The 6,292-nt window shown below is 40.0% G+C and carries 5 protein-coding genes; 3 read left to right on the top strand and 2 right to left on the bottom strand.

From position 1 onward, the window contains the following. Positions 1-2 precede the first annotated feature (2 nt). Both KUG63_RS06535 and KUG63_RS06530 read right to left on the bottom strand, forming a co-directional pair. Entirely contained in the window at positions 3-296 is a 294-nt protein-coding gene (locus KUG63_RS06535) for a hypothetical protein (RefSeq protein ID WP_287554472.1), read from the bottom strand. Between the two features lie 35 nt (positions 297-331). Next, positions 332-1,291: an SdiA-regulated domain-containing protein gene (locus tag KUG63_RS06530; RefSeq protein WP_020932219.1), complete on the bottom strand. Its 960-nt coding sequence runs from the start codon at positions 1,289-1,291 to the stop codon at positions 332-334. Between the two features lie 221 nt (positions 1,292-1,512). Here KUG63_RS06530 and ppk1 point away from each other — a divergent pair, with 221 nt between their 5' ends. The 3 genes from ppk1 (at position 1,513) to htpX (ending at position 6,276) form a co-directional block, all read left to right on the top strand. Beyond that, positions 1,513-3,582: a polyphosphate kinase 1 gene (ppk1, locus tag KUG63_RS06525; protein WP_277642065.1), complete on the top strand. Its 2,070-nt coding sequence runs from the start codon at positions 1,513-1,515 to the stop codon at positions 3,580-3,582. Then, positions 3,579-5,087, top strand: coding sequence for a Ppx/GppA family phosphatase (locus KUG63_RS06520; RefSeq protein WP_287554471.1), 1,509 nt, complete (start codon positions 3,579-3,581; stop codon positions 5,085-5,087). The genes ppk1 and KUG63_RS06520 overlap by 4 nt, the downstream gene beginning before the upstream one ends. 316 nt (positions 5,088-5,403) lie before the next feature. Continuing rightward, positions 5,404-6,276, top strand: coding sequence for a protease HtpX (gene htpX / locus KUG63_RS06515; RefSeq protein ID WP_015006408.1), 873 nt, complete (start codon positions 5,404-5,406; stop codon positions 6,274-6,276). Positions 6,277-6,292 lie beyond the last annotated feature (16 nt).

Raw genomic sequence — 6,292 nt, 5'->3', positions numbered from 1 at the left:
TATTATGAAACCATCATGCCGTTAATCGCGGCATGATTAACTGGGAAAATAACTCCTAAGCAGGTTGTCCTAATTAGTGGAACCACTTCTGACCTACAACTTAAAGAAGGCGCTAGTTTAAGTTCGTGATTGTTATGCCTAACACAAGTTTTAGCAAAATCGCTTGCAGCTACACCCAACAAGGCTTGTATCGGTTCTTGATAGTTAAAAAACAGTTGAAAGATAACAAGAACACCAAGGCCAACCAGCATATAACGGTTGCCGGTAAACCTTGCCCAGTTAAATACCGAAGCCATGGTATAGATGGGGTAGCCAGTTTGATTTAACGCAATTAGTCATTTTTTGACGCGACTTTTAACAAGCGATTTTTACTCTTGAGACGATAAAAGAAGTTAGGCTCGCTGATGACATAAATATCACCGTCTTTGTCCATTGTTATACCTTCAGCCTGCGGTACATCATCATGCAAACCAGCATTCCCTCTACTCAAGCCCAATCGGCTGATTTCAATCCCTTCTTTATTGACTTCAACCATTTGACGAGATTCGTCACTCAAGAGTATTAGGTGGCCTGTTTGATCGTCATAATGCACCCCTGAGTAATCATCACCGCCAAAAGAGGTTTTTTCTAAAGAAAACGGCGTTGAAATAGCAATATCAGATGATTCAACAAAACCCGACAGCTTTATCAATTGTCGAGGTGTTTTCTCGTTAATGATAAATAAATCCCCACTGTCTTGGTTATAAGTTAACCCTTCAAATCCTTTGTTTTTACCTGATGTTATGGCCAACTGAAGGCTCTTTAAGCCCGCCCTATTAACAACCTTTGTTTGCGAATTAATATCGAACATTACTAAGGTTCTTTTTCGCTCTTCAACCACGGCATATCGTTCGCCGCCGAGATACATCACCCCTTCAGTGTCTTCGAAGCCAATTAAATCAATACGACGAATTAGCTCACCGTCTTTTGTCAGCTCAAGTAGCGTTTCTGGGTTATTAACAACAGCAAATAATGTATTCGTATTACTGTTATAGGTTAGGCCAGATGCATTATCTTTAACACCCGCTATCATCTTGGGCGTTGCGTGAATTTCATAGCCACTTAAGCCAATTTGCTGTCCAGCAACTATGGGGGCTTCTTCACCGCTGAAGAGGCCTAATGAAACGACTAACATTAACAAGAGATAGATCAGGTTTTGCTTATTACAAACTTCTAAATCACCAATACGAGACTGCTCCAAAACAATTTTGAAGCAATAATCTAAACGAGATATTCGTGTGGTATTCAGCATGGCATTCATCCTTAGAATTTGCAGTGAATGTAACCAATGATGATGACAACGAAGTGTCAGAACGATGACAATATGCAGACGCGAGGCACAAATACCTATCTCAGCCCTTTCCGTGGAACAGGAAAATTTCGCCGCATAAAATCAAAGGATTAGACACTGTCACGAACCTGTCATCTTGCCTCTACATAATAAAGTTTTAGTAAACAGCTTAGGTGGGTTAGGTGATCAAAAAATTAGAGGCGAAATATATTGCGAAAGAACTCAGCTGGCTGTCCTTTAACGAGCGCGTGCTACAAGAAGCGGCAGATAAATCCACACCTATTATAGAAAGAGTCCGGTTTTTAGGCATTTTTTCAAACAACCTAGATGAGTTTTTTAGGGTGCGCGTTGCCAATGTTAAGCGTCGGGTTCTTATTGAGAAAGACCTTGATGAACAAACACCGACCAAAAACTTGTTACGTGATATACAAAAAAAGGTCTTAAAGCTACAAGAAGAATTTGATGTCACTTACCATGAGGTATTGAAAGGGCTCGCGCATAAAAACATTTTCTTAATTAATGAAGATCAACTGAGCCCCGAGCAAGGAAGCTGGCTACAAAAATACTTTACCAATCATCTACAAGGTTTTATTGAGCCTATTATTATCAATAAAAATACTAATTTAGCGGCCTTATTAAAAGATGACCTCAGCTATTTAATTTGTGAAATGCTGGGTGGTAAAAACATACAGTATGCAGCCATTGCGATACCAACCACAGACTCTCCTCGTTTTATTGAATTACCACGTGAAAAAGGTAAACGACGACGAGATATTATTATGTCCGACAATATTATTCGCTATTGCATAAACAATATTTTTTCCGCCTATTTTAATTACAAGGTCTGCAATGTTTACGCTATGAAGGTAACGGGAGATGCTGATTTCGGTCTAACCGATGATATTGATTTATCGGTTTTAGAAAAATTATCTATCGGTTTAAAGCAGCGCCTACATGCTAAGCCTGTGCGATTTGTGTACGAACGAGCCATGCCCGATCATGCTATCGACATGCTGAAATCTAAACTTGGCATTACACGTCATGATAGTGTGGTGCCAGGTGGCCGTTATCATAATTTCCGAGACTTTATTGACTTCCCTAATGTGGGGCGTAAACACCTTGAAAACCCTCCGTTAACACCTTTGGTTTCTAGGCAATTTTCCCGTCATGCCTGCCCTTTTGATGCAATAAAGCAGCAAGACATTTTGCTTTGTTACCCTTATCACAAGTTTGATCACTTTACCGAATTGATACGTCAGGCAGCTTTTGATCCAAATGTATTTGAAATAAAAATCTGCCTCTACCGTGTAGCCAACAACAGTAGGCTTATCAAGTCACTGATCAATGCGGTTAGAAATGGCAAAGAAGTTTTTGCTGTTATTGAGTTACACGCACGTTTTGATGAACAAGCCAACATGGAATGGGCGCGTATCTTAACCGAGTCGGGTGTTAAGGTTCACTTTGGCTTACCCTCACTAAAGTGCCACACTAAATTATGTTTAATTGGCCGACATGAACATAAAAAACAAACCTATTACGCTCACGTTGGCACCGGTAACTTTCACGAAAAAACAGCTAAGGTTTACACCGACTTTAGTTTATTTACCAACAAACAAGCGATTACCAAGGAAGTTGCGCTTGTTTTTGACTTTATTGCTCACAGTTATAAAAAAACCACGTTTAAACATTTAATTGTTTCCCCTATCGGCACGCGTGAATGGATTAATAAATCGATTGAAAATGAAATAAAGATGGCCAAAAAGGGTTATAAAGCTGAAATTCTTATTAAAATGAACAACATTGATGATAATCAAGTTATTGATAAGCTGTATGAGGCAAGTGGTGCTGGCGTAAAAATTAAAATTGTATTGAGGGGGATGTGCAGTTTAGTTCCAGGGGTTGTAGGGCTTAGTGACAATATTGAAGTTATTTCTATTGTCGACCGATTTTTAGAACATACACGATTTACGATTTTTCATAATAATGGAAACCCTCGCGTTATCATTAGTTCGGCAGACTGGATGACGCGTAATATAGAGCGGCGTGTAGAGGTTGGCTGCCCTATTTATGACCCTGCCATTCAGCAACAAATTATCCATATCTTTAACCTCCAATGGTCTGATAAGACAAAGGCCAGAATTATAGATAAGAAACAACATAACAAATATTTGCCACGAGGCAATAAGCGAAAAATTCGCTCTCAAATATCGGTGTATAACTATCTAAAAGACCTTGAGTCTAACAAGAAATGACTAGCCTTAACGCCGATACCCAATCAGAATTAATTGCTGCCTTAGATTTAGGCTCTAATAGTTTTCACTTAATTATTGCTCGCTTAAATGCCGGTAAGCTTGAACCTCTGCATAAGGTAAAACATCGAGTACGCTTACGAGCGGGGTTAAATAAGGCTAATGAATTAAGTTACGAGGCGATGCTAAGAGCAGCAAGCAGTCTTAAAGAAATGAGCGCTACAATAAAAACACATCAAATTAAAAAATGTCGTGTCGTGGCCACTCATACCTTGCGAGAAGCTGTTAACCGTAATGCTTTTCTCTCACTGGCTGAGTACTCATTGGGCTTTCCTATTGAAATAATTTCAGGCTCTGAAGAGGCCAGATTAATCTACCAAGGGGTCGTTCGTAGCGAAGAAATCAAAGACTCATGTTTGGTGGTTGATATAGGTGGTGGCAGTACTGAAATAGTGCTGGGTGAAGGCACTGATACTCAATATAGAGACAGCAAAAACATGGGCTGCATCAGCTTTACAGAACGTTACTTCAGTAAAGGCGTGAATCAAAAATCATTTAAACGGGCCGAGGTATCCGCACTGCAAAAGCTTGAGCAGTGTTCCCATCATTTTAGGACAAGTCACCCAAATAAGGTCTTTGCAACATCAGGCACCGCCAAAGCCCTTTTTAAGGCGATTGGTTTAATCAGCGAAACAACCGACCGTCTAGAATTAAATACCTTACTCAAATTACAACATTTATTATGCCAAATAGACGGTGTCTCTAAGCTCTCATTAGTTGGTATTGACGAAGCTAGAGCCATGGTTTTACCTGCTGGCTTAGCCATTATGATTGCCCTTATGAAGAGCCTAAACCTAACTGCTTTGACATTCTGCTCTGCTGCCTTGCGCGAGGGCGTCTTGTTTGAAATGGAGCAACAAAATAAACAAGGAGATACACGGCTGCGTACTCGCCAACATTTACAACGTCTTTACAACGTTGACCGTAGGCAGGCCCAACAAATAGCAGAAACTTGCGAGCTATTTTGGCACCAAACTTCAAAAAGCTGGAGTCTAACCTCAACGAAACTTAAGACTCTATTACTTGAGGCCGCTTATTTATATGAGGTTGGCCAGCAAATTAATGTGACTGACTTTCAGCAACATTCAGCTTATATTTTGGCTAACAGTGACCTTGCGGGCTATAACCAAGACGAACAGCTTCTGCTTTCAACCATCGTCATTGGGGCTAGAAAACGGTTTAGACGAAGACGGCTTCCCGACATTCGAATTATCAGCCATAAAATGTTAACGCGGTTAATTCGCCTATTTCGCTTAGCTGTTATTTTAAATAATAGCCGCCAGCCCTTAGTTATCGATTTATTATCGCTTCAGGTTGATGGGCGCGAAATGATGCTAAGCATTGATAAACAGTTCTTTCTTGAACAAGACGTGACCATGGCTGACTTAAACAAAGAGTCCAGTGTTATGGCAAACCTAGGCTACACCCTGTCTTGCCAAATTGTTTAACTGACTAGTTTAATAGCAAAATTTATTCTGCACGTTACTTAGCTGGCCTATTCACCCTCTTTCACTTTAATGTTTTATATTTTTTTGCAACGCTGTCTTTTTCCTAACTAGAATCGAACGTTCAAGTAATCAAACTAACCTTCTCTGTCCTTAAACAAAAACGCTTAACCGTTTAAGCATTAGGTATCAAAAATAGGGTATTTAGATTATTGAGACAAGCAAACGTCGAGTAAGATATTTAGCTTAAAATACCTAAACTTGAATTTACAAAATTCACCCCCAAATACTTCTTATATTGTTTAAGGACATTTTCAACATGACTCGAATTGCTTTATTTTTAGCCACTAATGTAGCCATTATGGTCGTTATCAGCTTGGTATTTAGCCTATTTGGTTTATCAGGTACTTTGCAGGCAAATGGGGTCGATTTAGACCTGAATGCTTTATTAATTATCTCTCTGATCGTTGGCATGACCGGTTCGGTCATTTCCTTAGCCATGTCAAAATCCATGGCAAAACGTTCCATGGGTGTTCAGGTTATTGATCAGCCTAAAAATTCAACAGAGCAATGGCTTGTTTCTGTGGTCTCAAAACAGGCGGAAAAAGCAGGCATTGGTATGCCAGAAGTCGGCATTTTTAATAACCCTACACCCAATGCCTTTGCAACTGGGATGAATAAGAATGATGCTTTAGTGGCCGTGAGTACTGGTTTACTTAATGCAATGAACAGAGATGAAGTAGAAGCCGTGCTTGGGCATGAAGTCAGCCATGTTGCCAATGGTGATATGATCACGATGGCATTGATGCAAGGTGTGGTGAATACTTTTGTATATTTCTTTGCCTCTGTCATTGGCCATATTGTGGATAGGGTCATTCTTAAAAATGAACGTGGGCATGGCATTGGTTATTTTGTGACCCAAATGTTAGCTCAGGTCGTGTTATCCTTTTTAGCCTCCATGCTTGTTATGTGGTTCTCGCGCTATCGTGAGTTTCATGCCGATAAAGGCGGCGCCAATTTAGCCGGTAAACAAAAAATGATTAACGCATTAAAAGCCCTACAGCGTAGTCATGAGCCAACTGATATGCCAGAAGAATTAGCCGCTTTTGGTATTAATGGTGGACAAGTCAAAAAACTCTTTATGTCTCACCCACCGCTTGAAGAACGCATCGCTGCGCTACAAAGAAACTAAGCTATCAAATAGATAA

The sequence above is a fragment of the Cycloclasticus sp. genome, from assembly GCF_019090545.1.
GTDB classification, from domain to species: Bacteria; Pseudomonadota; Gammaproteobacteria; order Methylococcales; family Cycloclasticaceae; genus Cycloclasticus; species Cycloclasticus pugetii.
Note: the sequence above shows the minus strand (reverse complement) of the source record. Positions and strands in the feature narration are given on the sequence as shown.

Excerpts from the sequence above, each read along its gene's own strand:
- KUG63_RS06530 (WP_020932219.1), bottom strand. The coding sequence starts at position 1,291 with ATGCTGAATACCACACGAATATCTCGTTTAGATTATTGCTTCAAAATT.
- htpX (WP_015006408.1), top strand. The coding sequence starts at position 5,404 with ATGACTCGAATTGCTTTATTTTTAGCCACTAATGTAGCCATTATGGTC.
- KUG63_RS06535 (WP_287554472.1), bottom strand. The coding sequence starts at position 296 with ATGGCTTCGGTATTTAACTGGGCAAGGTTTACCGGCAACCGTTATATG.
- KUG63_RS06520 (WP_287554471.1), top strand. The coding sequence starts at position 3,579 with ATGACTAGCCTTAACGCCGATACCCAATCAGAATTAATTGCTGCCTTA.